The following is a 256-nucleotide window of genomic DNA, read 5'->3' on the forward strand; positions in this document are numbered from 1 at the left end:
GTGCGGCCTATCTGCTCCCAGGCGCCGACTAACGGTGCCTCTACCTTAAAGCCCTGGCTGTACCGTTCGGCCTGGCTGATTTTACCAGCGACGTTAGTGTTCTCTTTCTTGGCTTCCACCACCGCAACCGGGGTTAACCCTACGAACAGTACGTAATCTGCCCAGCCCTTCTCTCCGTTATGGTGGGTGGGCCATTCGGCGATGGCACGATAGATGCATTTCTCAGGGCGTGCGCCTTTCTGGAAGGTAATCTCCT

Annotated in this window: 1 protein-coding gene; it reads right to left on the reverse strand. The window is 56.6% G+C overall.

All coding sequences use genetic code 11. The annotated features are described in order from the left end of the window. The coding region (locus tag SB773_RS33070) for a type I restriction endonuclease (RefSeq protein WP_410594661.1) at positions 1-256 on the reverse strand (256 nt) is incomplete at both ends.

The sequence above is a fragment of the Bacillus sp. SIMBA_074 genome (genome assembly GCF_046534555.1).
Lineage (GTDB): Bacteria > Bacillota > Bacilli > Bacillales > Bacillaceae_G > Bacillus_A > Bacillus_A mycoides.